The sequence below is a fragment of the Rossellomorea sp. KS-H15a genome, assembly GCF_024195245.1.
In the GTDB taxonomy this organism is placed as follows: domain Bacteria; phylum Bacillota; class Bacilli; order Bacillales; family Bacillaceae_B; genus Rossellomorea; species Rossellomorea vietnamensis.
The window spans coordinates 635,722-662,500 of sequence record NZ_CP096886.1 but is presented as its reverse complement, the minus strand read 5'-3'; the positions used below and the strand labels follow the sequence as shown (position 1 = coordinate 662,500).

Below are 26,779 nucleotides of genomic sequence, written 5' to 3'. Positions count from 1 at the left end.
AAAAAAGACACAAAATAAAAAAACAATGGTGCCGGCAAGAGGACTTGAACCCCCAACCTACTGATTACAAGTCAGTTGCTCTACCAGTTGAGCTACACCGGCATGGGTAGAAAATTTGCTTGGGCAAATTGAATGAAGTTTATTTTACTTTCGTAAAAAAACATGGTGGAGGATGACGGGATCGAACCGCCGACCCTCTGCTTGTAAGGCAGATGCTCTCCCAGCTGAGCTAATCCTCCGAAATATGTATCGCCTGGCGACGTCCTACTCTCACAGGGGGAGATCCCCCAACTACCATCGGCGCTGAAGAGCTTAACTTCCGTGTTCGGCATGGGAACGGGTGTGACCTCTTCGCCATTATCACCAGACGAATATTCAATTGAAGGGTTGTTCCTTCAAAACTAGATAAAGAATTGATGTCAAGAAAGCCGAATACCGACCAATTGTTGTTCATATAAATATGACTCTTTGTGGTTAAGTCCTCGATCGATTAGTATCAGTCAACTCCACATGTCGCCATGCTTCCATCTCTGACCTATCTACCTAGTCATCTTCTAGGGATCTTACTCACTTACGTGATGGGAAATCTCATCTCGAGGGGGGCTTCATGCTTAGATGCTTTCAGCACTTATCCCTTCCGCACATAGCTACCCAGCGATGCCTTTGGCAAGACAACTGGTACACCAGCGGTGCGTCCATCCCGGTCCTCTCGTACTAAGGACAGCTCCTCTCAAATTTCCTGCGCCCACGACGGATAGGGACCGAACTGTCTCACGACGTTCTGAACCCAGCTCGCGTACCGCTTTAATGGGCGAACAGCCCAACCCTTGGGACCGACTACAGCCCCAGGATGCGATGAGCCGACATCGAGGTGCCAAACCTCCCCGTCGATGTGGACTCTTGGGGGAGATAAGCCTGTTATCCCCGGGGTAGCTTTTATCCGTTGAGCGATGGCCCTTCCATGCGGAACCACCGGATCACTAAGCCCGACTTTCGTCCCTGCTCGACTTGTAGGTCTCGCAGTCAAGCTCCCTTGTGCCTTTACACTCTGCGAATGATTTCCAACCATTCTGAGGGAACCTTTGGGCGCCTCCGTTACTCTTTAGGAGGCGACCGCCCCAGTCAAACTGCCCACCTGACACTGTCTCCCACCCCGATAAGGGGCGCGGGTTAGAATTTCAATACAGCCAGGGTAGTATCCCACCGATGCCTCCACCGAAGCTGGCGCTCCGGTTTCCAAGGCTCCTACCTATCCTGTACAAGCTGTACCAAAATTCAATATCAGGCTACAGTAAAGCTCCACGGGGTCTTTCCGTCCTGTCGCGGGTAACCTGCATCTTCACAGGTACTATAATTTCACCGAGTCTCTCGTTGAGACAGTGCCCAGATCGTTACGCCTTTCGTGCGGGTCGGAACTTACCCGACAAGGAATTTCGCTACCTTAGGACCGTTATAGTTACGGCCGCCGTTTACTGGGGCTTCGATTCGCACCTTCGCTTGCGCTAAGCACTCCTCTTAACCTTCCAGCACCGGGCAGGCGTCAGCCCCTATACTTCGCCTTACGGCTTCGCAGAGACCTGTGTTTTTGCTAAACAGTCGCCTGGGCCTATTCACTGCGGCTCTCTCGGCTTGCACCCTACCAGAGCACCCCTTCTCCCGAAGTTACGGGGTCATTTTGCCGAGTTCCTTAACGAGAGTTCTCTCGCTCACCTTAGGATTCTCTCCTCGCCTACCTGTGTCGGTTTGCGGTACGGGCACCTTTTTCCTCGCTAGAGGCTTTTCTTGGCAGTGTGGAATCAGGAACTTCGCTACTATAATTCGCTCGCTATCACAGCTCAGCCTTCGCGATGATGGGATTTGCCTCATCATCAGCCTAACTGCTTAGACGCACATATCCAGCAGTGCGCTTACCCTATCCTCCTGCGTCCCCCCATTGCTCAAACGGAAAAGAGGTGGTACAGGAATATCAACCTGTTGTCCATCGTCTACGCCTATCGGCCTCGACTTAGGTCCCGACTAACCCTGAGCGGACGAGCCTTCCTCAGGAAACCTTAGGCATTCGGTGGATGGGATTCTCACCCATCTTTCGCTACTCATACCGGCATTCTCACTTCTAAGCACTCCACCAGTCCTTACGGTCTAGCTTCGCAGTCCTTAGAACGCTCTCCTACCACTGACACCTAGAGGTGTCAATCCACAGCTTCGGTGATACGTTTAGCCCCGGTACATTTTCGGCGCAGAGTCACTCGACCAGTGAGCTATTACGCACTCTTTAAATGGTGGCTGCTTCTAAGCCAACATCCTGGTTGTCTAAGCAACTCCACATCCTTTTCCACTTAACGTATACTTTGGGACCTTAGCTGGTGGTCTGGGCTGTTTCCCTTTCGACTACGGATCTTATCACTCGCAGTCTGACTCCCATGGATAAGTCTTTGGCATTCGGAGTTTGTCTGAATTCGGTAACCCGATGAGGGCCCCTAGTCCAAACAGTGCTCTACCTCCAAGACTCTTACACATGAGGCTAGCCCTAAAGCTATTTCGGAGAGAACCAGCTATCTCCAAGTTCGATTGGAATTTCTCCGCTACCCACACCTCATCCCCGCACTTTTCAACGTGCGTGGGTTCGGACCTCCATTTAGTGTTACCTGAACTTCATCCTGGACATGGGTAGATCACCTGGTTTCGGGTCTACGACCACATACTAAAATTCGCCCTATTCAGACTCGCTTTCGCTGCGGCTCCGTCTTATCAACTTAACCTTGCATGGGATCGTAACTCGCCGGTTCATTCTACAAAAGGCACGCCATCACCCGTTAACGGGCTCTGACTACTTGTAGGCACACGGTTTCAGGTTCTATTTCACTCCCCTTCCGGGGTGCTTTTCACCTTTCCCTCACGGTACTGGTTCACTATCGGTCACTAGGGAGTATTTAGCCTTGGGAGATGGTCCTCCCAGCTTCCGACGGGATTTCACGTGTCCCGCCGTACTCAGGATCCACTCAAGAGGGAATGAAGTTTCAACTACAGGGTTGTTACCTTCTTTGACGAGCCTTTCCAGACTTCTTCGTCTACTTCATTCCTTTGTAACTCCGTATAGAGTGTCCTACAACCCCAAGAGGCAAGCCTCTTGGTTTGGGCTATATCCCGTTTCGCTCGCCGCTACTCAGGGAATCGCAATTGCTTTCTCTTCCTCCAGGTACTTAGATGTTTCAGTTCCCTGGGTCTGCCTTCCATACTCTATGTATTCAAGTAAGGATATTGTTCCATTACGAACAATGGGTTCCCCCATTCGGAAATCTCTGGATCAAAGCTCACTTACAGCTCCCCAAAGCATATCGGTGTTAGTCCCGTCCTTCGTCGGCTCCTAGTGCCAAGGCATCCACCGTGCGCCCTTCATAACTTAACCGAATTGGTTGTTACATCAGGTTTAAAACCTAAAATGGCGATACTCGGTAATTTCTTGACTATCAATTTATCTTTATCTAGTTTTCAAAGAACAAACACAACTTTTATCTCGTAAGAGATAAAAAATGTTTTGATGGTTGAACCATCAAAACTGAACAAAACTTCGACTGTCAAACGTTTTAGTAAATCTTCCTTAGAAAGGAGGTGATCCAGCCGCACCTTCCGATACGGCTACCTTGTTACGACTTCACCCCAATCATCTGTCCCACCTTAGGCGGCTGGCTCCAAAAGGTTACCTCACCGACTTCGGGTGTTACAAACTCTCGTGGTGTGACGGGCGGTGTGTACAAGGCCCGGGAACGTATTCACCGCGGCATGCTGATCCGCGATTACTAGCGATTCCAGCTTCATGTAGGCGAGTTGCAGCCTACAATCCGAACTGAGAACGGTTTTATGGGATTGGCTAAACCTCGCGGTCTCGCTGCCCTTTGTACCGTCCATTGTAGCACGTGTGTAGCCCAGGTCATAAGGGGCATGATGATTTGACGTCATCCCCACCTTCCTCCGGTTTGTCACCGGCAGTCATCTTAGAGTGCCCAACTAAATGCTGGCAACTAAGATCAAGGGTTGCGCTCGTTGCGGGACTTAACCCAACATCTCACGACACGAGCTGACGACAACCATGCACCACCTGTCACTCTGTCCCCCGAAGGGGAAAGCCCTATCTCTAGGGTTGTCAGAGGATGTCAAGACCTGGTAAGGTTCTTCGCGTTGCTTCGAATTAAACCACATGCTCCACCGCTTGTGCGGGCCCCCGTCAATTCCTTTGAGTTTCAGTCTTGCGACCGTACTCCCCAGGCGGAGTGCTTAATGCGTTAGCTGCAGCACTAAGGGGCGGAAACCCCCTAACACTTAGCACTCATCGTTTACGGCGTGGACTACCAGGGTATCTAATCCTGTTTGCTCCCCACGCTTTCGCGCCTCAGTGTCAGTTACAGACCAGAAAGTCGCCTTCGCCACTGGTGTTCCTCCAAATATCTACGCATTTCACCGCTACACTTGGAATTCCACTTTCCTCTTCTGCACTCAAGTTCCCCAGTTTCCAATGACCCTCCACGGTTGAGCCGTGGGCTTTCACATCAGACTTAAGGAACCACCTGCGCGCGCTTTACGCCCAATAATTCCGGACAACGCTTGCCACCTACGTATTACCGCGGCTGCTGGCACGTAGTTAGCCGTGGCTTTCTGGTTAGGTACCGTCAAGGTGCCGCCCTATTCGAACGGCACTTGTTCTTCCCTAACAACAGAGCTTTACGATCCGAAAACCTTCATCACTCACGCGGCGTTGCTCCGTCAGACTTTCGTCCATTGCGGAAGATTCCCTACTGCTGCCTCCCGTAGGAGTCTGGGCCGTGTCTCAGTCCCAGTGTGGCCGATCACCCTCTCAGGTCGGCTACGCATCGTTGCCTTGGTGAGCCGTTACCTCACCAACTAGCTAATGCGCCGCGGGTCCATCTGTAAGTGATAGCTAAAAGCCACCTTTCAACATTTCCTCATGCGAGGAAATGAGTTATCCGGTATTAGCCCCGGTTTCCCGGAGTTATCCCAGTCTTACAGGCAGGTTACCCACGTGTTACTCACCCGTCCGCCGCTGATATCAGGGAGCAAGCTCCCATCAATCCGCTCGACTTGCATGTATTAGGCACGCCGCCAGCGTTCGTCCTGAGCCAGGATCAAACTCTCCGATAAAAGTTTGAATAGCTCTTTAAAATAAATCTAGAATTAACGTTGACGTATTGTCTTGTTTTGTTCAGTTTTCAAGGTTCAATGTGTAAGTGCTTCTGTTTGAAGCGACCCTTACTATGTTACATGATCGTTAACTTGTTGTCAACAACTTTTTAAAAGAAGTTTTGATCAAGTTTTTCATGTTGTGTGTCGCGTTTTGCGGCAACAGATAATACTATACCACCATAAAAACCCTGGCGCAAGAGTTTTTATGATACTTTTTTAACTTCTATATAATATCAGTCAAATGACATTGTTTCCTTTCATTTTTACGTAAAAGAATGAGCTCCTTTAGTCCCGATTGAGTGTTTGCACCAAATTATTATCTACCATCCTTTTTGATATGATTCAAAAAAAACAGCCAAGGCTGAACCCTCGGCTGTTTTTACATATCTTATTAGTCACGATGACGCATTAATGGGAATAATAGTACGTCCCGGATGGATGGGGAATTGGTTAACAGCATAACAAGCCTGTCGATGCCGATACCCAGGCCACCCGTTGGCGGCATTCCGTATTCAAGAGCCTCGATGAAATCATTATCCATCATGTGGGCTTCGTCGTTTCCTTCTTCTCTTTCTTTCAATTGTGCCTCAAAGCGTTCTCTTTGATCGATCGGATCATTCAGCTCGGTGAAGGCATTGGCATGTTCACGGCCAACGATGAATAGTTCAAAGCGATCCGTGAAGCGCGGGTCTTCATCATTCTTCTTCGCAAGTGGAGAGATTTCCACGGGATGACCATAGATGAAGGTAGGCTGAATCAGCTTATCTTCTACCTTTTGTTCGAAGAATTCATTGACGACGTGACCATATTGCATGTTGTCTTTGATTTCGATGCCGTGTTCTTTGGCAAGGGCACGGGCATCTTCATCGGACATTTCCTGCCAGAAGTCTACACCTGTGTGCTCTTTAACGGCGTCTACCATATGAAGACGAGTCCATTCCGGCTCAAGGTTGATTTCATTGTCAGCGTATTGAACCGTAGTAGATCCGAATACTTCCTTTGCGATATGGGCAACAAGATTTTCAGTCAGAGCCATGATATCACGGTAATCCGCATACGCTTCGTAAAGCTCGATCATTGTGAACTCAGGGTTATGTCTTGTTGAAACTCCCTCGTTACGGAATACACGTCCAATTTCGTATACTTTTTCAAGTCCGCCAACGATCAGGCGTTTTAGATGAAGCTCGATTGCGATACGCATATAAAGCGGCATATCAAGAGCGTTATGATGTGTATTGAACGGACGGGCAGAAGCCCCACCTGCGATTGCGTGCATCATTGGTGTTTCTACTTCCAGGTAACCGTTATTGTCCAAGTATCTTCTCATAGATTGAATGATGCGGCTGCGCGCGATGAATGTTTCTTTGCTTTCCTGACTTGTAATCAGGTCCAGATAACGTTGACGATAACGCTGTTCAACGTCTTTTAAACCGTGGAATTTTTCAGGAAGCGGGCGAAGTGCTTTCGTCAGCAGGTGGAATTCTTTCGCTTTAACAGAAAGTTCCCCTACCTTTGTTTTGAATACAGTACCCGTGATCCCTACGATATCACCAAGGTCTGCTGTATTGAAAACCTCATACGCTTCTTCACCGATGGCATCTTTACGAACATAGATTTGAACTTGTCCAGCCAGATCCTGAAGATGGGCAAATCCCGCTTTCCCTTTTCCGCGCTTCGTCATGATACGACCTGCGATCGTGACAGTGATATCTTTCTCTTCCAGTTCCTCTTTAGAAAACTCATCGAATTGAGATTTGATATCTGATGAACTGTGTGTACGATCATATCGTTTACCGAATGGATCCTGTCCCTTTTCACGGATGGCTTCCATCTTTTCGCGTCTGACGCGAAGCTGGTCATTGATTTCTTCGTGACTCATGTGTTTCACTCCTATTCTATCTGCTTGCTTTAGTAGACTAATACGGTTATATACCATACTATTTTACACAATATCTATGTTTGTAACACCCCTAAAGTATGAGTAATTTCAGAAACGTACGTCGAGGTGCCCGAAAACCTATTGAAAAAATCTAAAAAAGGCCGATCCAATTGGGTGACAGGGTCACATATTGGTTACAGCCTTATCTAGAATAACATAAAAAGGAATACAGGTGAATCAAGCGGCTTTTACTCACTACGGTCAGATTCTTCTTGAGGGATCAGATCGTTAAGTGAAATGTCCAGGACTTCCGCAACGTTCTCCAAGAAATCCTCTTTCGGTATCCGACTCCCTCTTTCCACTTCTCCAAGGACCGAAACGGAGATGGAAAGTTCCTTGGCCAAACTTTCCTGAGTAAATCCTTTTAGCTTTCTGAATGCACGAATGCGTCTTCCCCATTTATCTGTTTCCATAACCGAACTCCTTCTTTGTCAGGTATTTCGTCCAGAAATTCAGCCAACGGGGCATTAAAAGACGGGTGCTCGATACTCGGAGCCACCTCTAATAACGGGATTAATACAAATGCTCTTTCTTGCATTCTTGGATGAGGGATGAGAAGATTCACTGCTTCGATCGTTTCGTGATTAAAGAGTAAGATATCGAGGTCGATTATCCTCGGACCCCATTTGAACTCCCTTTCCCTTCCAAGGTCGATTTCCACCTGCAAGCACTGATGTAATAGAGTTTCTGGACTTAAACTGGTACGAATTTCGATGACCATGTTCAAAAATTGATCTTGTTCTGTAAATCCTACCGGGTCTGTTTCATACAGAGAGGATCGTTTCGTTACCTCTATCTTACCATGACTGCCTAAGATGTTTATGGCTTTTTCTAAATAACCCGCCCTGTCCCCCATATTGGAACCAAGGGAAATATATGCAGTATTCATCCTATCGACTCCTATTAATCTCCACCGCCACCGACCGGTAATGACCAGGAATGGGTGGATCAGGCTTGATTAGTGTGATTTTGCAGCTCTTGACAGCGTTGAATGTTTCCAGAATCCGGGAAGCGATGTCTTCAGCCACAGCTTCGACCAGATTCCTTGGCTCTCCTTCCACAACACTTTTGGTGATGGAATAGATCTCCGCATAGTTTACGGAGTCTTCAAGCTGATCGCTTTGACCGGACTTCCTTAAATCTAAATGCAACTCTACACTAACACGAAAACGTTGTCCAAGTTTGTTCTCCTCCTGGAAAACACCGTGATAGCCGTAAAACTCCATTTCGTTCAATAGAATCTTATCCATATCTTTTCTCCTTTCCAACGAGAACATCCATCATTTTTGCCATGCGTGCCATTTCCTTTACATCATGAACACGGACGATGTGACAGCCTTTTTGAATACCGTAGCAAACTGTCGCCCCCGTCCCCTCCATCCTCTCCTCAACAGGGAGATCAAGGACATGTCCGATGATGGATTTCCGTGACGTTCCGAGCAGGACCGGATAGCCAAGGGAGACGATGACATCCAGATGCCTCATCATTTCTATGTTCAATTGTACTGTTTTGGCAAAACCAATGCCAGGATCGAGGATGATCTGTTCATCTTTTACACCCGACCCCTTGGCAATGAAGATGCTCTCCTGCAAATCTTGAATCGCATCCCTGACGAAGTGGTTGTATTCCCGATTATCCCGGTTATGCATGAGAATGATCGGAGCACCGGTATCTGCCGCTACCCGTGCCATTTCAGGGTCCTTTTTCGCACCCCATACATCGTTAATAATACTTGCGCCCGCTTTAAGCGCTTTTCTTGCCGTCGCAGCCTTATACGTGTCAATGGAGATTGGTACGTTCACTTCCCGGGAGATCGCTTCAATAATCGGCACAACCCGTGAAATCTCTTCTTCGGCAGGTACGACCTCGTGGCCCGGCCGGGTAGACTCACCACCTATATCAATGATATCTGCACCCATCTCCACCATTTCTTTCGCCCGTTCCACAGCCCGGTCTAACTCATTGAAAGACCCGCCGTCCGAGAATGAATCGGGAGTGATATTCAGTATCCCCATGATAAGGGTCTTCTCTGTAAAATCAAGTTCGTATGTTCCGCACTTCACTGCGTCATCCCCCTCTTTTCATTTCCTGTATGGAATTCAAGTGTCGTGTATATTTCGTGTACTGCTCATTGAGTAGCCCTACGTACTTTCCATGTCGTCCCGGTAATCGTAAAGAATCCATTTTGTTTACCGGTATGATCTCTTGAACGGAATTCGTGAAAAACACTTCATCCGCTTCAAGCATGTCCACTTTTTCAAACATCCCGACCTGTACCGGTATATTCAATCGATCGGCAAGAGCCAGGATGAACTGCCTGGTGATCCCGTTTAACAAACCGGTTTCCACCGACGGGGTATATAATCTCCCGTCCTTTACCCAGAAGAGGTTGGAGGTGATCCCTTCACAGAGGAACCCTTCTTTTGTCAGAAAGATCCCTTCTTTATCCACGGTTGCTCCGAGTTCCCTTTTTGCCGCCATGTTGTTCAGGTAATGATGGGATTTGAGACGCTCTCCCGTTTCCGGAGTGTTTCTTCTAAGCTTCAGGAACACTCCTTCCTTTTCCTTTAAGGGGGCGGAAGGAGGTAATTCCTTTTGAAAAAGAATGACGGTTGCGTTCTCGTAAGGAGTCGTCTTCAAGCCGATTTCCCCTGGTCCGCCTGACACATTAAACCGGCAATATGCATCCTTAAGGTCGTTTTTCTTTAATAGCTCCGAGATGGTCGACCTGATCGTTTCCTCATCCAGGTCGGCTTCAATATTTAATTCCTTTAACCCAAGTGACAGTCTGTTCAGATGATCTTTTAGTAAAAAGGGATGACCGTCATAGGTACGAAAGGTTTCAAATACTCCCATGCCGTACAAATAGCCGTGGTCGAATGGAGAAATGGCCGCTTCTGACTGGTGTATGATGTCCCCGTTTATATATAGATACATGGGTCAGGCCATCCCTACTTTTTTATACGCGTTCAGAAAGTTAAGGAGCAGCCGCTTCCCCTGCTCCGTCATGATGGATTCAGGGTGGAACTGCACTCCCTCCACGGGAAGGTATTTATGTCTGATCGCCATGATCTCTCCCTGTGCCGTTTCCGCTGAAATATCGAAGCAATCCGGAAGGGTCTCCCGTTTAACGATCAGGGAATGATACCTCGTTGCATTGAAAGGATTCGGCATCCCTTCAAATACGGTTTTCCCGTCATGGATCATCGGGGAGACCTTTCCGTGCATCAACCGTTCGGCACGAATGACATCTCCTCCGAAAACCTGGGCGATTGACTGATGTCCGAGACAGACGCCGAAGATCGGAATCTTTCCGGCAAATGTCCTGATCGCCTCAAGACTTACACCCGCTTCGTTCGGGCTGCACGGACCGGGAGAAATCATCAAATAATCCGGGGACATAGCTTCAATTTCATCGAGGGTGATCTCATCGTTTCGCTTCACGATCAGTTCCTCCCCAAGCTCCCCTAAAAATTGTACAAGATTATAGGTGAATGAATCATAGTTATCAATCATGAGAATCATAGATTTTCTCCTTCCGCCATTGCCTTTGCGACCCAGAGGGCTTTCGCTTTTTTGAGGGATTCCTTGTATTCGTACGCCGGATTGGAATCGATCACCACTCCCGCTCCTGCTTGGATGTGACCTTTTCCTTCTTTGACAAGCATCGTCCGTATGACGATGTTCAATTCCATATCGCCATTGAGACCGATCCAGCCAATGGAGCCTGTGTAAATGCCCCGCCTGACCGGTTCAAGCTCCTCAATGATCTCCATCGTCCTCACTTTGGGCGCCCCGGTAATCGTTCCCCCGGGAAAAACAGATCGAATGACGTCCGCCCCTGTTTTGGTTTCATCCAGTTTGCCCCTGACATTGGATACGATGTGCATGACGTGGGAGTATTTTTCGATCACCATGAACTCGTTGACTTCGACTGTCCCGTACTGGCATACCTTCCCCAGGTCATTACGCTCCAGATCTACAAGCATCACATGCTCGGCTCTCTCTTTTTCATTATGGATCAGTTCCAGGGCAAGTCTCTCATCCTCATCCGTATCCTTCCCACGGGAACGGGTACCCGCAATCGGCCTCGTACTTACTTCCATTCCTTTTTTCTTCACGAGCAGTTCAGGTGACCCGGAAACAATCTGGAAGTCCGGGCTGTGGATATAACTCATATAAGGTGAGGGATTTAATTCCCGAAGCTTTTTATAAACCGCATACGGCTCTGTTCTCAACTGTTGAGACTGCCGGACAGATAAATTCACCTGAAAGACATCCCCCTGTGAGATATAAACTTGAATTCTTTTCACTGCTGCTGAGAATTCTTCCTCATCCATCGACACTTCAACATCCGCCATGTCGTCATTAGGATCCTTCTTCGTTTCATTCTTGGATGACAGGGCATTTTCCCAGGAGGCAGTCCACTGTGAAAGCTTCGCCTCTGCCGATTCCGGATCTTGCTCGGATAACATCATTGTCCATAAACAATCCTCCTGATGATCGAAGACCGCCCACTCTTTCAGGTAGTAAAAATAAAGGTCGGGAATCTCCAGATCATCACGTCCCAGCGAAGGAAGTTTCTCGATCTTTCTTGCATAGTCATAACTAAGAAAACCGATCACTCCCCCCTGGAAGTCAGGGAGATCCTCTCTTCTTTCCGTTCGATGGGGGGTCATCCATTTTTCCAATTGGATCAATGGATCTCCATGTATCACTTCAGCTCCAGTAGAGTCTTGTATTCTCAAACCTTCCGGAATACTTTGTAAAATGACGTCAGGTTGCAGTCCAGCCACACTATAACGACCACCCCGTCCGCTTTCTAACAAAATGTGATGTGTTTGATGCTGACTGAGCTGTTCATATGCTGCGAAAAATTGTTCTTTGGTTGTATGGTTTTTATGAAAATACAGGTGCTGCACAGACCCCTCACACTCCTAATGTTTATCTCCTTTCATGATACATGAACTTCAGGAAGGTTTCATCGTTAAAAAATTGAAATTATGCAGGGCTGAGAGGTTTTTCAAACATAAAAAATGGATCCTGAAGCAACGTGCACTTCAGGATCCGGCATTCACATTTTATTCTTCATCAAATTGGTAAAGTGGAGTGCTTAAATAGCGCTCCCCATTACTAGGAAGGATGGCGAGCACTTTTTTGCCCTTCCCTAACTTCTTCGCTACTTCTAGGGCTGCATAGATGGCTGCCCCGGAGGAAATCCCGCCCAAGACCCCTTCTTCTTTAGCTGCTCTTCTTGCATACTCAAAAGCTGAATCCTTATCCACCTGTATAACATGGTCATACACATCTGTATCTAAAATCTCAGGAATGAATCCGGCTCCGATTCCCTGAATTTTATGAGGTCCCGGCTTTCCTCCTGATAAGACAGGGGAATCCGAAGGCTCGACTGCGTATAATTCAACCGATGGATAATGTTTTTTCAACACTTCACCAACGCCTGTAATCGTTCCGCCAGTACCGATACCTGCGATGAAGGCATCAAGCTGATCACCCATCTGTTCCACGATTTCCGGTCCGGTCGTTTCACGATGAACCTTGGGATTAGCTTCGTTTTTGAATTGCTGCGGCATGAAGAAGCCTTTTTCTTTCGACAGCTCTTCCGCTTTGCGAATGGCGCCATTCATTCCTTCAGAACCCGGTGTCAATACAAGTTCTGCTCCGTAGGCCCGTAACAGGTTACGCCTTTCTGTACTCATCGTGTCAGGCATAACGAGCAAAGAACGGTAACCTTTAGCGGCAGCGACCATGGCAAGACCGATACCCGTGTTGCCGCTTGTCGGCTCAACGATCGTATCTCCGGGTTTGATCGTACCTGCAGCTTCCCCTGCCTCAATCATGGCCAGGGCGATCCGGTCTTTCACGGAACTGCCCGGATTCATGTATTCTAATTTCAAATAAACATCCGCACTATTCTCATCCACTAATCGATTCAGTTTTACCACTGGAGTCTGACCTATTAATTCTGAAATTGAATTGGCTACTCTCACCATTCGTTCATCACTCCTAATTCCAAGTAAATTTGTTGGTTTTAATAAAATGTAACAATATTCAATATATTTGTCAACGATATTGCTTTTCTTTTCCGGGCACTGCTATACGGCATACACCGATGGCACACCCTCTTCACTCACCTACATTTATATGCACCTTACACTTATCCTATGTTACGTTGAAAGGGTTCGAACTATGTAAAAGGAGCCGACCGAAAGTCAGCTCCTTCATTACTCTTGCTTGCCATAAAACCACTCGGCGTCCACTTCATCCCAAAAGGATTCAGGCTTAAGCGGTGTTTCGACCTGTTCTAAAGCAATCTGTCTGCGAATTTGTGATTTTACTTCCTTAAACGAAAAATCCCTCTCCTTCAGGATACCGTCGACATAATAAATCACATAGTCTGAATCCTGTTGAATCGGTGATGTCCATTCACCCTGCGATAAGGGTTCTACCTCCGACTTCGCTTCCGGAGAAAGAATATCCCCATCAATGGGAACATACCCAATGTCCCCTCCTAGATGTGCGCTTTGCTCATCGGTAGACCGTTCCATGGCCAGTGCTTCAAAGTTAGATCCGCCATCGAGTTCCTTCAGAACCTGATCCGCTTCTGTTTGATCCGCTACCTTCAATTGCTTCAGCTTATACATTTTAGGGATTGAATACTGCTCCTCATTCTGGGCATAGAATTTCTTCATCTCTTTTTCGGGAACCTGAACGTCCTTCGTGATGAGCTCCTCTAATAATAATTCAGATTTGATCTGCTCTTTCAGCGTATCTTCATCTTCAAGATTCTCTTCATCATAGGCATTATAAACGGATTGAATCAGGTAGTATTCCTGTTCTACTTCTTTATTTGAAACAGAAATATCGTATTTCTTCGCCAGGTGGTCGATCACTTTTTGATTGACCATGGCCCTCAATTCTTCTTTACCATGTTGTTGTTCCAGTGCGTATAACCAATCCTCCCGGGTCACGGATTCCCCGCCAACCGATGCCACCACTTCAGGGGTACCGACTTTCCCCGAGGACCAGTTCCACACAAGTGTGATCAGATTCGTGACAAGCAGTACCCCGATGATCACCATGAGTACAGACCGTTTAATTCTCATTTCTCCCATTCTCCCTGAATGTAATTTATTCCTTAGCGCTTTCTTTCAGTTCTTCTAATTCTTCTTTAGAAAATAGATAGGTTTCATTACAGAAATGACAGCTTGCTTCCGCACTGCCGTCTTCATCGATCATCTCTTGAATTTCCTGTTCCCCTAAGCTGATGATGGCATTCGAGAAACGCTCTTTATTGCATTGGCACTTAAATGCTACTGGAAGTGTTTCAAGTACTTTGACTTCCCCTTTTCCAAGTACTTCTTCCAATACCTCTTCAGGACTTAGACCTTTTTCAATCAATTTAGAGATTGGAGGGATTTTCGCCAAGCGTTCCTCAATCTTTGTAATCGTTTCATCCTCCGTACCAGGCATAAGCTGGAGGATGAATCCTCCTGCAGCAAGTATCGAGTTGTCTGGATTGACCAGCACTCCCACCCCTACAGAAGAAGGCACTTGTTCTGACGTGACGAAATAATAGGTGAAGTCTTCCCCGAGTTCTCCTGATACAATGGGTACCTGACCAGAGAAATGGTCTCTCATACCGATATCTTTCACAACCGATAACATACCTTCCGTACCGACCGCACGGCGGACATCAAGCTTTCCGTGCTCATTCAAATCGAAGTGGACATGGGGATTGGTCACGTATCCTCTGACCTCACCTTTTGCATTGCTGTCCACAAGGATGGCTCCGATCGGACCGCCGCCTTCTACTTTGATCGTCAATTTATTTTCACCTTTGAGCATAGCCCCCATCATCACACCGGCACTGATGCTTCGACCAAGTGCTGCAGATGCAGTCGGCCATGTACCATGTCTTCTTTGTGCTTCTCCTACTGTATCCGTACTTTTGACAGCATACGCACGTACCTGCCCGTCATAGGCTAACGCCTTTACTAAATAGTCACTCATGGTTGTAGCTCCTTTCACTCTAGTTCATGTTTCTCTTATAGATTAATTTTAGCCCTTTCAACGTCAAGAATGGATCTACTACGTCAATGCTATTGGATTCTTTCGAGATCAGCGTGGCCAATCCTCCCGTTGCAATGACCGTTGGCTCTTTCTTACTTTGTGCTTTCATTCTTTGAACGATACCTTCGACTTGTCCGACATACCCATAAAGAATACCAGCCTGCATGGCTGTAACGGTATTCTTTCCAATGATCTGCTCAGGACGAGCGATTTCAATCCTTGGTAATTTGGCCGCCTTCGAGTAAAGAGCTTCCGTTGATATGCCGATTCCCGGGGCGATCGCTCCACCCATATATTGTCGTTCTTCATTGATATAGCAATACGTTGTGGCAGTTCCGAAGTCCACGATGATGAGAGGTCCTCCATATTCATGAATGCCTGCGACAGCATTGACGATCCGGTCCGCTCCGACTTCCCTTGGGTTTTCATACATAATATTTAAACCAGTCTTGATCCCTGGACCAACAACCAGTGGAGTAATATGAAAATACTTCTCACACATACGTTCCAAACTAAACATGATTGGAGGAACAACAGAAGAAATAATGATCCCGTCAATCTCTTCAAACGTCAGGTTCACATGCTCAAACAGATTCTTTACAAGCATCCCGAACTCATCTTCCGTTTTATGTCGATTCGTTTCAGCTCTCCAATGATATTTTAAATGGTCATTTTCATATACACCAAACACAATATTGGTATTCCCTACATCCATTACAAAAATCAATATCCTCACCTACTAAGCCAATTGTTTTCACACTGCCAACATCATACCATAATTTATTTAGAATAGGTACAAAAGCGGAACCGGCTTAGTTTGGTCCATTTGTTTTGTATAACTTCAAAAAAACATATTTACATACGTGATAGCGAAAAAACTTTGACCGTTCCTTTCCGCTCCAGGCACTTGCTTTCCACGGGGAGGAAGTCGAGCCTCCTCGGGCTTCGCCCTGCGGGGTCTCGACCTTTCCTCTTTTTCCCGCTGGAGTCAAGTGCCTTCCGCTACAATCCACTCTGTGCTTCTCCATTGTGGCTGTGACTTCCTAGTTATTAATTGCCTTTTGGTACCATTTTGATTCAGAAATCAAAAAAGGATGCACCCATAAATGAGTGCATCCTTCACTATTACGTGCGATCTGAGTTAGAGTCGTCTTCTTTGGAAGTCGTGTCTTCTACAATCGCAGTTTCTTCATTTTTCTTCTGGATGTTGACCTTCACGTCACTGTTATCCTGATCGGATTCATATGTGCGTTCAGGCAATTTGCCGTGATCCATTAGAGACTTGATTTGCGCTGCGTCTAATGTTTCTACATCCAACAATGTTTTGGCAATGAGTTCAAGCTTGTCACGGTTCTCAGTAAGAATCCGCTTCGCTCTCTCATAGCTGTCTTTAATCAGACGCTGCATTTCCAAGTCAATTTCATACGCGATGGCATCTGAATAGTTTTGTTCACTATTGATGTCACGTCCAAGGAACACTTGACCACCTTGGGATTGACCGAACTGAAGTGGTCCGAGCTTATCACTCATACCATATTCAGTGACCATTTTACGGGCGATTCCAGTTGCACGTTGGAAGTCATTATGCGCACCAGTGGATACATCTCCGAAGATGATTTCCTCTGCCACACGCCCACCAAGTAATCCAGTAATCTTATCAAGAAGCTCAGGCTTCGTCATGAAGTAACGATCTTCCTTAGGAAGCATGACAGCGTAGCCGCCAGCCTGCCCACGAGGAACGATGGTCACTTTATGTACCATGTCAGCTTCATCAAGGACTAATCCAATCACGGTGTGACCCGCTTCGTGGAATGCCACAATTTTACGTTCTTTTTCAGATATGACTTTGCTCTTCTTAGCAGGACCTGCAATGACACGGTCCGTTGCTTCGTCGATATCACGCATATCGATTTTCTTTTTGTCCTCACGGGCCGCAACAAGTGCCGCTTCGTTCAGAAGGTTTTCCAAATCGGCTCCGGAGAAACCTGGTGTTCTCATGGCAATCGCTTTTAGATCGACTGAATCATCAAGCGGTTTGTTATGAGAATGTACTTTAAGGACAGCTTCACGACCTTTTAAGTCTGGACGATCTACTGTGATTTGACGGTCGAAACGTCCCGGACGCAATAATGCCGGATCCAGAATGTCTGGTCTGTTCGTTGCAGCGACGATGATGATTCCTTCGTTCGCTCCGAAACCATCCATCTCAACAAGTAACTGGTTCAGGGTTTGCTCACGCTCATCGTGACCTCCGCCCAAGCCTGCTCCACGCTGACGACCGACTGCATCAATCTCATCAATGAAGATGATACAAGGCGCGTTCTTCTTCGCGTTTTCGAATAAATCACGTACACGAGATGCACCGACACCGACAAACATCTCAACGAAGTCGGAACCACTGATTGAGAAGAATGGAACTCCCGCTTCTCCAGCTACCGCTCGTGCAAGTAAGGTTTTACCTGTACCCGGAGGTCCCACTAGAAGGACACCCTTCGGAATGCGGGCACCCACTTCAGAGAACTTGCGTGGATCCTTTAAGAATTCCACTACCTCTACAAGCTCCTGCTTTTCTTCATCTGCGCCCGCTACATCTTTAAAGCGGACTTTCTTCTTCTCTTCACTGTAAAGCTTTGCCTTACTCTTACCAAAGTTCATGACACGGCTTCCGCCGCCTTGAGCTTGGTTAAGTAAGAAGAAGAACAGAATGAAGATGATGACAAACGGAATGATGGTTGTGAAGAAAGATACCCAGCCGCTTGTTTCCTTGGCCTGTAATACTTCCACATCGATGCCCTGCTCTGACGCAGCTGCATTGATCTTATCCATCAGCTTTCCATCTGTGGTAAGGACATAGGTCAAGAAGTACTCTCCTTCTTTAGCCCCTTCCATTTGTCCTTTTACTTCATAAACACCTCTGCCAGGCTGAATTGAAAAAGAAGAAACATCTCCGTCTTCAAGGTTATTAATAAATGTACTGTACTCGATATTTTTGGTTGGCTCGTTGTTGTTACTGAAATAACTCACCACACCTATAATCACTAAAAAGACTAGTAAATAGAATATGGTGTTTCGAAAGATCCGGTTCATCCCTTACCTCCTCCCACGGGTAAACAAACTAAGTAAAATAGTATCATAGAAAATCATGGCATTACAACAAATTGCACTTGCAAGATTCCTCTTTAGAATATACTTATTCTCCCGTTGTATACACTCTTGGTTTTAAAACACCGATATACGGCAGATTACGATATCTTTCCGCGTAATCGAGACCATATCCGACCACGAACTCGTCAGGAACAATAAAGCCCACATAGTCCGCTTTGATATCTGCTTTACGACCGGTTGGCTTGTCAAGCAGAGTCACAATGCTGATGGATTTTGCCTTGCGATAGCGGAATAGCTCCACCAAGTAGCTTAATGTCAATCCGCTGTCGATGATATCTTCAATGATGAGGATATCCCGGCCTTCCACCTTGGTATCTAAATCTTTCACAATCTTTACTTCTCCGGAAGAGACAGTAGAGTTCCCGTAGCTGGATACATCCATGAAATCCATTTCCATATGGGTATCCATGCGCTTGCAAAGGTCAGCCATAAAGGGCATCGCACCTTTTAAAACGCCAATTGCCAAAGGAAAACGATCTTGATATTCCTCTGTTAATTGTGCACCTAACGCTTTGATCTTTTCTTGAAGTTCTTCTTCTGAAATTAACACTTTCTCAATATCTTGGTTTAACAATGTTCAACTGCCTCCTAGAAGATGATTGCTTGTAAATTGTAGTACTAAACTATTTTCCTGCTCTTCTCCCAAATCGTAAATAGACTTCTTCATGCCCGGAACCCACAGTATATGTTGTTCAGCGTCCACTACAACCGGCCACTCCTCACGAAGGTGAGCGGGAAGTTTATGATCGATAAAGAGGTTTTTCAGCTTCTTTGAGCCTTCCATCCCCTTCACTTTCATTCTATCCTCTTTTCTTCTCGTTCGCACGTAAAGAGGAAGGGACACAGCGCTTGGATCAAGATAGATCACATCACTGGTACAGTCCGGGGTGTGCGGGGAAGAATAGAGATGAAACTGATATTCACCTTGAATGTCCAGCCCCTTATCAACCTGCAGCTCATAACAATAGGGAACCTCGGTTAAGGCTAATTCTCCAAAGTGAAAATAGCATGTATGATACGCACGTGTTACCTTAAGCCCCTTTGGTAAGTCTATGCTGGCATTCGGCGCTTTTCCTTTTAAAATACCCAATACATCGTAAATATGTATAGACGATAAGGAAGATGGTCTTAGTTTGTAAAGATAGTTTAATATTAGATTAATCCCTCTTCTTTGTAAAGGCTGAGCCATTGCAAGAAAACCATCGATATGTATGGAGGAGTAATCCCCCGTGTTATTCCATACCTTATTCAACTTTTCCTTTGTTAATTCCTCTAAATATGCCTCATCTTCTGCCAATTCTTCACTAAATCGTTGGAATTGAAGATGAACATGAGGGTTTTCCTGTTTTAAGAATGGAAGGATTCTCTTTCTAAACCGATTCCTTGTATAAACTTCCTTCTGGTTACTGGGATCTCTTCGCGGCTCAAGATCATGTCTTTCACAATAGTTCTCGATCTCCAGTTTCGTCACAGTCAGGAAAGGCCGGATAATATCACCGTCAGCAAATGATCGTTTCAGGGGGATGCCGGCTCTACTCGCCCCCGATGCCCCTCTTGTCAATTTCATCAGGATGGTTTCGACTTGATCATCCCCGTGATGACCCAGGGCAAGCTTAGTGGCTGACATCTCTCTCATGACACCCTCAAGAAACCCATAACGAATCTTTCGGGCCATATCCTGCATGCTTCCATTTACCGCTTCGATTTCCTTCGAAACATCCACTCTTTCTCCGTAAAAGGGGATATTCCGCTGATGACAGAAATCCCGGACGAACTGAAGCTCCTGAAAGGATTCGTCCCCCCTGAACATATGATCCAGATGGGCCGCCGCCACTTCCACCCCTAACTCTCCTTTGTTCGAGTCAAGAAAGTGCAGCAGCGCCAGGGAATCAGGACCGCCTGATACGGCTACCAGAATGCGGTCGCCCTTTTGAATGAGCCGGTGATCTTGAATGAATCGTTTTATCGTATGCTCTAACATTGTGCTTCCTCTTCCTAAAACCATTTTCCCCATTGTATCAATTTATACTGGTTTCTCACACCGTTACGCTACAGCAATTCTCCATAAATATACAAAACGTACAGGAGCGATACAATGATCACTACAAGCACAGTCTCCAGAAAGTGACTAGAATTTTTATTCCGTTGATTTTGATATCTGCTTTGGTGGGGGGAAGATGTTCTTACAGTAGAGCTTTGCGGAACGGATCTTTGGGCCTTCGGTTTAGGCTTCGTCTGCTGCACCGGCTGGGCATGAGAAAGTCCATGTAAAAGACTCTCTCTCATTTCATTGGCAGATTGAAATTTGCCCTCGAGGGAAGCAAGGATCGTCCCTGCGAACTTTTTCAGCTGGTCCTTGGAATCCACAGCCTGCCTCAGTTGTTTTATATTCCCTTCCCCGGTCTTGGTGAAACGCGTTGGATGGGCCAAATTGATAAGAATCATCCCTACTGAGAAAAGATCATAGGAAGGTTCTGCCCTCCTGGATCCCCCGATCCAATATCCTCTATCAAAAAACTCCGTAAACTCCTTGATCGCCCGGCCATTGATGGTCGTCCCCCCGACGTCAATACAGCGAATTCTGTAAGGAGGACCCGTCACAATTAAGTTTTCTGGCTTTAAATCCCCAAAGACCCAGCCTTCCTTATGAATCCGCTCCAGGTCTGTCAGGAGCTGGGCGACGAGGACACCTGTCCAGGAGAATCCCTTTGATTGAACAAACGACAGGAGATCGGTTCCCTGTATATATTCCATCACGTAGAAATGGATTTTTTGACCCCTTACCTCCCAATCATCCACATCAAGAAGCTTGGGCCCAAGGGGGGAACCTTGGACCTTTGAGAAAGCTTTTAATACATTGACTTCAGATGTGATCGATACATTGCTGTCACTCATTTTTAACGCCTGGAAACCTGAGGACCCTTGCACAAGATAGACAATCCCGTTCGCTCCATACCCCAATTCTTTTACTATCGTATAGATATGTTTATACCACTTGCCTCTTATAACTGTTCCAGGGGGAAAACTAAATGGTTTCTTCGAAGTATTGTTCATCATCGCCACGAGAGAGCAATCCCCTTAATGAACGTTTTTTCTTAAAGTGTGTAATGGCCTCTGAGATCGCCGGCCCGGTTGGAGTGATACCGCCTGGAGACAATTTAGAGAAAATACTCGTCAGTGTTTCGAGTCTTGGTGTCCAATCCAGCAATTTTTCGACATCTTGTCGTTTCCCGGGAAATACAAACACAGAAAACTTGTTATCTCCCATACGTGCATTTAAGCTCAATGATAGATCCAGTAAGGCTTCTTTAACCGTCGGAAGCTTGTGCTTCATGCTTGCTGACGTATCGACAAGAATCAACACTTCCATATCGACGGACTCACCGAGTTCATCCACGACTTCCATAACCTCTCCACGCTGTTCGGGAGGAAGCTCTTCCATGGAGGCAGATTTCCCGAGGATTTGTTTCAACTCTTTATTCACAACTCCCTGCAAGGTCTGGGTCATGGCTTTACGCGTAACCATCTGTACCGTTTGGGAAAGCTGTTGTGCATATACGATCTGGCTCACCCCACCCCCCGATAGAGCAATCCCTTCGATTTCCTGCATTCCATTATCATCTATGACATCATTGTCCATCACACCAATTACATTGACCGATATTCCCTGCTCCTTGGCAAGGGCCGCCATCGCAATTGGATCTTCTCCTTGATTCGAGCAACCATCCGTAATTAAAAGAATTTGACGAAGTGTACCTGGCTTCATCAGACTCCCCTCCTCATTCTAAAGTTGATATCATCTTCGCCGAATAAGGAGGGATTTATACTCTAGTTAACTATTTTAAAGGGTGCGAACCCTAGGAAATTTTATCTTTCTTCTTTGATTTTTGCATGGGGATGGATGACCACTTCGGTATGTTATGTTTGATTTTCGATACCACAATCGTCATATCATCCTCTATTAATCCGGAGCTCGACCGGATGACCTCCTCCATTAATATGTCTGCCACTTCCTGTGGATCATCGGTTTCAAGTTCTTTTATCTTCCGCTTCATCCACAGGTCATAATTTTCTACATGCTTCGGTCCCTCAAAGGCACCGTCACTCATCATGATGAGAAGATCTCCCGCTTTCAGCTGCTCCGAGACGACATCGACATCAAAGTCCTGCTGAAGCATCCCCATCGGCAAGTTACTGGCTTCCACCTTGAGGATTTTATCCCCCCGCTTAATGAAGCTTGGGGTCGAACCTATTTTTAAGAACCTCGAAGACGCATTCTGAAGATCAATCATGGCTAAATCCAGTGTGGAGAAAATTTCATCATTCGTTCTGAGGGAAAGAATCGAATTGATGGACTTGATCGCCACCTGTTCTTCGATCCCCGATTCCAGAATCTTTTTCAATAGCCTCAGTGTTTCATTGCTTTCATAATGGGCCCGTTCACCGTTCCCCATCCCGTCACTGATCGCAACGGCATACTTCCCCCTTCCCAATTCAATCATGGAGTAACTGTCTCCCGAAACCAGTCCGCCTCCTTTTGCCGCATGGGAGGCCCCTGTATCGACGACAAATTTCTTGGCAGATTGAAAGGTTACGTGACACTGACCGTTCGGAAATTGAGCGCACTCCTCCTTTTGTACAACGATGTTTTCCCCTAGAATATCCGATAACATGGGTGCGATGAGCTTTTCCCCCTGTCCGTGACCCCCGCAATAAGGCATGGTCATATCGATATCGACATTCCCTTGCTCCAGATTATAGATTTCTATATTTTCAATTTCGATCCCGAACTCTCCGATACTCGCCAGGATCTGTTCTTCCTGAATATGATGATTCTCCCTTTCTCTCTGGATTTCTTTCGCGAAATTCCCCATGACTTCGGACACACCAAGCAACTGGTCAGCCACAAGCTTCCTGCTTTCCTGGACCTGTTTCTTCAATTTCAGATTGGCCTGATAGAAAGTGAGCTCCTGATAGATCGTATCCTTCAACTTCTTCTCTCTCGTACAATGCTTCTCTACTTCTCTTGCAAGTCTCGGGGAAAGGGGGACCCTTCCCTGATCATACTCAGTCATCACTTCTTTCATGAGATTATAGGTTTTATCAAAATTCCGCGCCCAGCACTGATCCTTCTTAAAGCAGGTTTGACACGTCTTCTCCGTGACATTGCTGAGAAAATAGTCAAATTCTTTATCTTCCTCCTCTTCAAACCGGTCTTCTATTTGTTGAAAGCTGTTCGAAAGAGCCTGAAACACTGACGAGAATTGAGTGACCCGATTGGCGGTCACATCCCTCACCCGGCGCATATACCCCTGTTGGTCCTGCTGATATTCAGCAGTACCCGGTATATGCCTAGCAATTTTAGACGTTAAACTTTGAGGAGTGAGAAATAGGAGTAATATCGCTACCCCCGATTCATAAAGGGTTTTCGTTAAGACTGTATCCGTATCCCCGTACATACCCATTAGCAGTGTAGCGATTAACAAACCGATTGCCGCTCCGAATTTCTTCCCTTCTTTCATGAGTCCGCCCAGAAGTCCGGAAAAAGCAAGCAAGCTCATTTGATAAAAGCTTGAAACGTTGGCTAAACTGAAGACGAGGCCGGTCACGACCCCTACCGTCGATCCCACTGTGGCCCCTGCGATAAAGGAGAACAGCAGTACCAGATATCTTGATAACACATGTTCTACAGACAGATTGTATACGGACCATCCGATCGTTCCCGTCATGATCGAGGCCAGGAGGATGATCAAGCTCACCACTTCTTCTGTTTTCAGTGATTTCCTTCTACGCTGTACCGTAACAAGGGGGACGCTCTGGATGAAGATATAGGTTAAGAGAAACGCAAGGCTTGCTTCAATGACCGCCATGACCCCGTTATAGATCGTCAAGGCCTGTCCCTGTTGGATATAATCGAACCCAAGCTTGGCAGCCATCACCGTAAAGAACACATAGAAGGCGACAACCCTCACATTATTCTTGTGATATTTTTGCGATAATCGATACGTTAACAGGAATAATACCGCACTGACAAACGTATAACTGATACTAGGAATGGATAAGGTGAGCGCTCCTGCCAGCAATCCCATGAGTGCGATCGGCGACTTCTCTCTCCGTATGATATAAACCGACGCAAAGAATGGCAGAGCAAAAGGTGTCAGATGTGAAAGGATTAAAGCTCTTCCGAGGAGAAACCCGATGACGAATAGAGCAACCCCCTTTTCTACGAATAACCACTCAAGCTTTGAATAAATGGACCGGATCCCCTTGGACAGTTCCACCCTCGTGTGTTCAATGTCTACGTTCTGAACTGGTTCGATGATCGACTGATCGACTTTCCCCATGTATGAAACACTCCCCATTTCTTTTTTTGTTCAGTATAAAGGGTACAAGCTCAAAACTTTGTCAAAATGAGGGAATGCATTCCAAGAATGTTTCGACGTCTTTCTATGGTTTCTGGTAAAATATTCAGAATATTCATGAGGGTTCCCCGTATATTCCCGTGTTTTTTCTTTCAAATTCCTTACGTATCGTTGCTTAAGGGAATTTTGACAATTTCTTTAGGTTTGTATATTGACAAGCAAACCCTTTCTCGGTATCATAGTTTTTGTGCCAAAAAGGCGCATATCCATATGGCGGTGTAGCTCAGCTGGCTAGAGCGTACGGTTCATACCCGTGAGGTCGGGGGTTCGATCCCCTCCGCCGCTACCATATTGTGTCGGCCCGTTGGTCAAGCGGTTAAGACACCGCCCTTTCACGGCGGTAACACGGGTTCGAATCCCGTACGGGTCATAGAAAAAAGACTATCATGATGATAGTCTTTTTTGTTTATTCTATTTTCCCGTCAAACCTTTTCGGCAGATACCAATTCTTCGATCTGCTCTTGGTGGTGCTTATCGTGACTGATGAAGTCTTCGAAAAATTCTTCCAGGGTGAAGCTTTGATCCCCGACTTTGAACGATTGCCCGAAATCATCTTCCGGTACGTTTTTTACATAAGTGATCATCAGATCCCTTGTTCTGATCCCTTCTTTGATCAAATCTCCCTGGTTCACTACATGATGGGCATAGTCTTCCGCTTCTCCATTAAATTTCTGGAAATCAGGAAAGGGTGGTAGTTCTGCTCCTTCTGAAACATGAGGGAGAATATCCTGTAAAGAATATTGATCCCATTTAATGATGTGGGCTATATTGGCAGCGATCGACCATTTATCTTCTTCCATAGGCTTGAACCATTCAACTTCACTTAGCAGCTTCAATTCCTCCAACCACATCTTAAATGACTCATAGTGATCGATAATCTGTTCGTATTTCATCCATTCTGCCCCCACTCACGATATTTATCTTTACCTATTCGATAGGAGCAGGGGATTTTCCTGTGTTGATGTCCATCAATAATATAAAAAAACAGGCATACCCATCAGAATGGGTATGCCTGTTTTCCGTTCACAACCTGCTATATGGGTTAATAGACAGCAAGTTAACCTTTTTTCGCCCCTTTTCCACCACGACGAGACTCAGTATTTTTCTTTAAAGATGATAAACGATCTTCACTGTCTTTCAAGAAACGTGCCATCTTTTGTTCGAAACTTTCTTTCGTACGAGTGTCGTTCGGTTTATTATTAGTACGCGGGCGCTGAGGACGCTGAGGGCGCTGCGGGCGTTGTGGTTGATCTTTCGCTTTACGGATGGATAAACCGATCTTTCCATCTTTCTCAACATTAATAACTTTAACCGTTACTTCGTCGCCGACTTTAAGGTGTTCGTTAATATCCTTAACATAGTTGTCTGCAACTTCACTAATGTGAACTAATCCTGTTGAACCTTCCGATAATTCCACGAACGCTCCAAAATTTGTAATACCTGTTACCTTACCCTGTAACTTGCTGCCTACTTCGATTGACATAAAAGAAATGCTCCTCCTTAAAATTATAAAAGATAAACCTTACTATATATTATAGCCAATTAAAAAAAAGAGTGTCAATAAGACACCTCTTCTTCTTTCTCTTTATCTGTCTCAGGTATGTTGAAAATAATCTCACCTTCATCTGATAAAAAGTAATCCCGGCGCGCCAGTTTGGCTATATATTCATCATCGTTAAGCTTCACAATCTCTTCTTCCAAGGCTGATTGCTTATCTTTCAGGTTTTCTAACTTTTTTTCCAATTGTGCTTTTTCCGTTTGTTTATCTTCTAAAACCTGGGCTCTGGAAATGAGGGTCGAGATTAAAAATCCACTAATTGCCAACACTAAAACAAAGAAAACTGCTAATCGACGGACCAAACGCTTTTTTCTCTTAGAAGAAGATTTATGCATATGCTCCTGATGGCGGACATATTCATTTTCCATTGGTGTCACGTTTTTTCTCATTCCCAAACCTCCTTTACA

The 26,779-nt window shown here is 46.0% G+C and carries 21 protein-coding genes, 4 tRNA genes and 3 rRNA genes; 2 read left to right on the top strand and 26 right to left on the bottom strand.

Going from position 1 to position 26,779, the window contains the following annotated elements; genetic code table 11:
• Positions 1–26: 26 nt before the first annotated feature.
• From M1J35_RS03225 to spoIIE, 23 genes are all read right to left on the bottom strand, one after another.
• Positions 27–102 (bottom strand) — tRNA-Thr (locus M1J35_RS03225).
• Positions 103–163: 61 nt separating this feature from the next.
• Positions 164–239: transfer RNA gene (locus tag M1J35_RS03220), tRNA-Val, on the bottom strand.
• 12 nt (positions 240–251) lie between these two features.
• A 5S ribosomal RNA gene (gene rrf / locus M1J35_RS03215) occupies positions 252–368 on the bottom strand.
• A 102-nt stretch (positions 369–470) separates the two neighbouring features.
• Positions 471–3,406: ribosomal RNA gene (locus tag M1J35_RS03210) — 23S ribosomal RNA — on the bottom strand.
• A gap of 196 nt (positions 3,407–3,602) precedes the next feature.
• A 16S ribosomal RNA gene (locus tag M1J35_RS03205) occupies positions 3,603–5,154 on the bottom strand.
• Together the 16S, 23S and 5S rRNA genes with 2 tRNA genes alongside form the textbook arrangement of a ribosomal RNA operon.
• A gap of 433 nt (positions 5,155–5,587) precedes the next feature.
• Positions 5,588–7,084, bottom strand: a complete 1,497-nt coding sequence (gene lysS / locus M1J35_RS03200; protein ID WP_229597157.1) for a lysine--tRNA ligase — start codon at positions 7,082–7,084, stop codon at positions 5,588–5,590.
• A 239-nt stretch (positions 7,085–7,323) separates the two neighbouring features.
• Positions 7,324–7,548 (bottom strand): helix-turn-helix domain-containing protein, encoded by a 225-nt coding sequence (locus M1J35_RS03195; RefSeq protein ID WP_254652758.1) that lies wholly within the window; start codon positions 7,546–7,548, stop codon positions 7,324–7,326.
• Positions 7,500–8,024, bottom strand: coding sequence for a 2-amino-4-hydroxy-6-hydroxymethyldihydropteridine diphosphokinase (gene folK, locus M1J35_RS03190; protein WP_224522365.1), 525 nt, complete (start codon positions 8,022–8,024; stop codon positions 7,500–7,502). The genes M1J35_RS03195 and folK overlap by 49 nt, the downstream gene beginning before the upstream one ends.
• Before the next feature lies 1 nt (position 8,025).
• Positions 8,026–8,385, bottom strand: a complete 360-nt coding sequence (gene folB, locus M1J35_RS03185) for a dihydroneopterin aldolase (protein WP_224522366.1) — start codon at positions 8,383–8,385, stop codon at positions 8,026–8,028.
• A complete protein-coding gene (gene folP / locus M1J35_RS03180; protein ID WP_254653678.1) occupies positions 8,378–9,151 on the bottom strand; it encodes a dihydropteroate synthase in 774 nt (257 codons plus the stop codon). The genes folB and folP overlap by 8 nt, the downstream gene beginning before the upstream one ends.
• A 52-nt stretch (positions 9,152–9,203) precedes the next feature.
• Complete coding sequence (gene pabC, locus M1J35_RS03175) at positions 9,204–10,073, bottom strand: aminodeoxychorismate lyase (protein ID WP_254652757.1); 870 nt, start codon at positions 10,071–10,073, stop codon at positions 9,204–9,206.
• A 3-nt stretch (positions 10,074–10,076) separates the two neighbouring features.
• Positions 10,077–10,661: an aminodeoxychorismate/anthranilate synthase component II gene (gene pabA, locus M1J35_RS03170; RefSeq protein ID WP_254652756.1), complete on the bottom strand. Its 585-nt coding sequence runs from the start codon at positions 10,659–10,661 to the stop codon at positions 10,077–10,079.
• Positions 10,658–12,058 (bottom strand): aminodeoxychorismate synthase, component I, encoded by a 1,401-nt coding sequence (pabB, locus tag M1J35_RS03165; RefSeq protein WP_254652755.1) that lies wholly within the window; start codon positions 12,056–12,058, stop codon positions 10,658–10,660. Before pabB ends, pabA begins: the two co-directional genes overlap by 4 nt.
• 159 nt (positions 12,059–12,217) lie before the next feature.
• Positions 12,218–13,147, bottom strand: coding sequence for a cysteine synthase A (gene cysK / locus M1J35_RS03160; RefSeq protein ID WP_159360924.1), 930 nt, complete (start codon positions 13,145–13,147; stop codon positions 12,218–12,220).
• 231 nt (positions 13,148–13,378) lie between these two features.
• Complete coding sequence (locus M1J35_RS03155) at positions 13,379–14,260, bottom strand: peptidyl-prolyl cis-trans isomerase (protein ID WP_254652754.1); 882 nt, start codon at positions 14,258–14,260, stop codon at positions 13,379–13,381.
• 25 nt (positions 14,261–14,285) lie between these two features.
• Positions 14,286–15,167 carry an Hsp33 family molecular chaperone HslO gene (hslO, locus tag M1J35_RS03150; RefSeq protein ID WP_254652753.1) on the bottom strand — a complete coding sequence of 294 codons (882 nt, stop codon included), beginning with the start codon at positions 15,165–15,167 and terminating at the stop codon, positions 14,286–14,288.
• 19 nt (positions 15,168–15,186) lie between these two features.
• Positions 15,187–15,954 carry a type III pantothenate kinase gene (locus tag M1J35_RS03145; RefSeq protein WP_229597151.1) on the bottom strand — a complete coding sequence of 256 codons (768 nt, stop codon included), beginning with the start codon at positions 15,952–15,954 and terminating at the stop codon, positions 15,187–15,189.
• A gap of 398 nt (positions 15,955–16,352) precedes the next feature.
• A complete protein-coding gene (ftsH, locus tag M1J35_RS03140) occupies positions 16,353–18,314 on the bottom strand; it encodes an ATP-dependent zinc metalloprotease FtsH (RefSeq protein ID WP_254652752.1) in 1,962 nt (653 codons plus the stop codon).
• 103 nt (positions 18,315–18,417) lie between these two features.
• Positions 18,418–18,966 (bottom strand): hypoxanthine phosphoribosyltransferase, encoded by a 549-nt coding sequence (hpt, locus tag M1J35_RS03135; RefSeq protein WP_034762998.1) that lies wholly within the window; start codon positions 18,964–18,966, stop codon positions 18,418–18,420.
• A 3-nt stretch (positions 18,967–18,969) separates the two neighbouring features.
• Entirely contained in the window at positions 18,970–20,373 is a 1,404-nt protein-coding gene (gene tilS, locus M1J35_RS03130; RefSeq protein WP_254652751.1) for a tRNA lysidine(34) synthetase TilS, read from the bottom strand.
• A 68-nt stretch (positions 20,374–20,441) separates the two neighbouring features.
• Positions 20,442–21,449, bottom strand: a complete 1,008-nt coding sequence (locus tag M1J35_RS03125; RefSeq protein ID WP_254652750.1) for a serine/threonine-protein kinase — start codon at positions 21,447–21,449, stop codon at positions 20,442–20,444.
• Complete coding sequence (locus M1J35_RS03120) at positions 21,418–22,158, bottom strand: VWA domain-containing protein (protein ID WP_034762994.1); 741 nt, start codon at positions 22,156–22,158, stop codon at positions 21,418–21,420. The genes M1J35_RS03125 and M1J35_RS03120 overlap by 32 nt, the downstream gene beginning before the upstream one ends.
• 91 nt (positions 22,159–22,249) lie before the next feature.
• On the bottom strand, positions 22,250–24,736 hold the full coding sequence (gene spoIIE / locus M1J35_RS03115) for a stage II sporulation protein E (RefSeq protein ID WP_254652749.1): 2,487 nt from the start codon (positions 24,734–24,736) through the stop codon (positions 22,250–22,252).
• A 290-nt stretch (positions 24,737–25,026) separates the two neighbouring features.
• Here spoIIE and M1J35_RS03110 point away from each other — a divergent pair.
• Together M1J35_RS03110 and M1J35_RS03105 are read left to right on the top strand one after the other, a co-directional pair.
• Positions 25,027–25,103: transfer RNA gene (locus M1J35_RS03110), tRNA-Met, on the top strand.
• Positions 25,104–25,112: 9 nt separating this feature from the next.
• Positions 25,113–25,184, top strand: a tRNA-Glu gene (locus tag M1J35_RS03105).
• Between the two features lie 52 nt (positions 25,185–25,236).
• Here the strand turns inward: M1J35_RS03105 and M1J35_RS03100 are convergent.
• The 3 genes from M1J35_RS03100 to M1J35_RS03090 form a co-directional block, all read right to left on the bottom strand.
• On the bottom strand, positions 25,237–25,707 hold the full coding sequence (locus M1J35_RS03100; protein WP_254652748.1) for a DinB family protein: 471 nt from the start codon (positions 25,705–25,707) through the stop codon (positions 25,237–25,239).
• 164 nt (positions 25,708–25,871) lie between these two features.
• Complete coding sequence (locus tag M1J35_RS03095; protein WP_034762990.1) at positions 25,872–26,297, bottom strand: S1 domain-containing RNA-binding protein; 426 nt, start codon at positions 26,295–26,297, stop codon at positions 25,872–25,874.
• 74 nt (positions 26,298–26,371) lie between these two features.
• Positions 26,372–26,761: an FtsB family cell division protein gene (locus M1J35_RS03090; protein WP_034762988.1), complete on the bottom strand. Its 390-nt coding sequence runs from the start codon at positions 26,759–26,761 to the stop codon at positions 26,372–26,374.
• Positions 26,762–26,779 lie beyond the last annotated feature (18 nt).